Genomic DNA, 2,929 nt, shown 5'->3' with positions numbered 1-2,929 from the left:
AATCCTGCTGCTATCAGGGGTGATTTACCAGCTCCGTAGGGTATAGCTTCCGCTTCTCCCCAATCAATTAACCCCCCATCACTAGCTCCATAAGCATTGATGATTAAACTACCATTGCGATCGCTCAGAATTACTTTCTTGATATAGTTAGTATCCCGTTTGGTATTAAACCATTCTCCCAGCAAAGATGAAAGATCTATAGAGTCATCCACAGATGGCCGTTCATCGGCTTTCATATATTTGGCAAATTGCTTGGTACTTTCCATAGTATTAATTGTGATTTGTGTTTAACAGGGAGCAGGGAGCAGGGAGCAGGGAGCAGGGAACATAGAAGAGGCAAGAGGCAAGAGGCAAGAGGCAAGAGGAACCCACCCCTAACCCCTCCCAGGAGGGGAAGGCAAGAGGCAAGCTAGCAAGAGGAACCCACCCCTAACCCCTCCCAGGAGGGGAAGGCAAGAGGCAAGAGGCAAGAGGCAAGAGGAACCCACCCCTAACCCCTCCCAGGAGGGGAAGGCAAGAGGCAAGAGGCAATAAATCCTAAGTTTTATTGGACAATAAAACCAGACCTCCTTTGTTTAATCTGAGTTACATCACAGCGTTGAAGCCTCTGCCACGGCTGAATGCTGACCGCTGACCGCTGACCGCTGACCGCTGACCGCTGACTGCTGACCGCTGACCGCTGAATGCTTACCCTTATCTAAAACAAACTTTTCACAAATCCCCCATCAACTTGAATACAGGTTCCTGTGATATAACTCGCTTTTTCCGAAGCCAGAAATACTGCTAAATTAGCGACTTCTTCTGCGGAAGCTGGGCGACGGAGGGGAACACTTTTCATCCATTGCTGGATCACTTGTTCCCGAGAACTACCCTGTCTTTTCGCTACTTCATCAGCCACTTCATAGAACTTATCCGTGACAGCAAAGGAAGGGCAGATACTATTAACCAGAATGTTATGCTGCCCCAATTCATTAGCAAGGGTTTTAGCATAAGCCACAACACTTGCTCGTTGGGAATGGGCAATCAGCATCCCTGGCTGTTTGGCTGCTACTGAAGTCACAAAAATTATCCTACCCCAAGACTGTTTTTTCATCAAAGGCAGCAACGCTTCAGCTATAGTCACCTGACTCATAAAGGTCAGATCGAATGATTGCTGCCAATCCTCCTGGTTTAGTTCATAGTGGCGCTTGTAGGGCATCCCACCCACGTTATTGACGACAATATCAATGGTGGAAAATTGATTGGTAATGCCCGTTAGCAATTGGGAGATACTCTCTTTTTGCTCAAGATCCACTGGGATAGGTGTAATGACTTGTCCCGTCTTGGCTTCTATGTCCTGGGCAGCCTTGAGTAAATTATCCTTATCTCTACTGCAAATTATCACTTGACACCCTTCAGCGGCCAAGCCCTCTGCGATCGCTCTACCCATGCCTCGACTCGATGCCGTTACTAAAGCGATTTTGCCTTTTAGTCCTAAATCCATAACTGAACTAATCCAGCATAATTACACCACTACGCAGCCCCCGTGGGTCCCCCGAGCGAGCAATCCCTCGCTTGGGGGGCTAGGGCGTGTTTTCTTGCCTCGGAGATCCCCCATTATCCCCCTTAAAAAAGGGGGACTTTGAGTATGGCTCCCCCCTTCCGCGCGGGGGGCTGGGGGGGATCATAATCTTGCGGAAAACTTTGAAAACACGCCCTAGGGGGGCAAAATTCAGTATCAAAAAACTTGGGAGATATCCTCTTAGTCATAGCTTACTTTTGACTTCTGACTTCTAACTTCTGACTTGGGCTTCTAAAATCAACCGTTCTTTTTCTCCTGTCAGGGGACGGTGATAGATGAAATTTTCGTTCTCAACGGCTTCAAAACCAGCGCTAAGTAACTCCGAACGCAAATAATCTGCCGAAAACCAATAAAAGTCTTTCACCCTTGGGTGAGGATGTACAGGAGCATTAATCACTGCTGAATCATTAGAAATCAGCAGAATACCCTGGTTAGACACTAACCAATCTCGTAAACGACTGAAGAGCTTGGTTAAACCCACTCCTGGTTTGTATAAGTGTCCAACTACCCCATCACAGTAAATTAAATCAAAATTTTTGTGTTCCGGTTCCCACTGATTTATATCAGCAAAAACCACGGGCAATCCTTTGTTTCGCGCAATTTCAATGGCATCTTCATTGACATCATTGGCTATGACATGATACCCTTTTTTATGTAAATCACTTTCCACAAAAGCGTTACCCGTGCCAATACTTAAGATATTGCTTGTGAGTTCGTAGTTAACCAAAGATTCAATTTTTTTGGTAATGAATTCTCGGTAGTTTTGGTCGTAAATTGTCGGTGTGATCGAGTCTTTATAGGCGTTTCCTTCTTCCCAGATAGTGTAAATACTTTTACCTTGCTCCCGGGGCTGGGAATAGTAGTTGTCTGTGGATAGCTGTAAATTTTGGTTCATCTTCCTTTGGGATTCTTAGTATGTGCTAGGCTTCCCGTAAGCATTCAGCGGTCAGCGGTCAGCGGTCAGCGGTCAGCGGTCAGCGGTCAGCGGTCAGCGGTCAGCGGTCAGCGGTCAGCGGTCAGCGGTCAGCCGTCAGCTTAAAATAAACCTATGCAGGCCTATGGCCACGCTAAGGGAACGGGAGAATTTAATATTGATAGAGAAGCATGAGAATTGAAAGTCTGGGTAAAAGCCCATTGCCCATAAGCTGAGAGCTGAGAGCTGAGAGCTGATAGCTGAGAGCTGATTGCTGATTGCTGATTGCTGATTGCTGATAGCTGATTGCTGTGAGCTGAATACTTACGGATTCCCTTATCCACGCTGACCATTGATGTATTCTGCTGTAATGGGATGTTGGGGATTCTGGAAGATTTGCTGAGCTGGGCCAAATTCAATTAAGCGTCCACAGCCAGACTGAACCCAAAATAACC

The 2,929-nt window shown here is 46.6% G+C and carries 3 protein-coding genes and 1 pseudogene; 1 reads left to right on the top strand and 3 read right to left on the bottom strand.

The window, feature by feature from the left end; genetic code table 11:
- From F6K38_RS38510 to F6K38_RS38500, 3 genes and pseudogenes are all read right to left on the bottom strand, one after another.
- Nucleotides 1–266, bottom strand: a pseudogene (locus F6K38_RS38510) (hypothetical protein); the annotation flags it as partial.
- Nucleotides 267–697: 431 nt separating this feature from the next.
- Complete coding sequence (locus F6K38_RS38505; protein ID WP_008187183.1) at nt 698–1,483, bottom strand: SDR family oxidoreductase; 786 nt, start codon at nt 1,481–1,483, stop codon at nt 698–700.
- Between the two features lie 289 nt (nt 1,484–1,772).
- Nucleotides 1,773–2,456: a class I SAM-dependent methyltransferase gene (locus tag F6K38_RS38500; protein ID WP_287360204.1), complete on the bottom strand. Its 684-nt coding sequence runs from the start codon at nt 2,454–2,456 to the stop codon at nt 1,773–1,775.
- Here F6K38_RS38500 and F6K38_RS38495 point away from each other — a divergent pair.
- The gene (locus F6K38_RS38495) at nt 2,448–2,600 is read left to right on the top strand and encodes a hypothetical protein (RefSeq protein ID WP_287360202.1); all 153 of its coding nucleotides are present in this window, start codon (nt 2,448–2,450) and stop codon (nt 2,598–2,600) included. The two genes, F6K38_RS38500 and F6K38_RS38495, sit on opposite strands and share 9 nt — an antisense overlap.
- Nucleotides 2,601–2,929: the final 329 nt, after the last annotated feature.

The sequence above is a fragment of the Moorena sp. SIO3B2 genome (genome assembly GCF_010692525.1).
Taxonomy (GTDB): domain Bacteria; phylum Cyanobacteriota; class Cyanobacteriia; order Cyanobacteriales; family Coleofasciculaceae; genus Moorena; species Moorena producens.
This window is presented reverse-complemented; position numbering and strand designations above follow the sequence as displayed.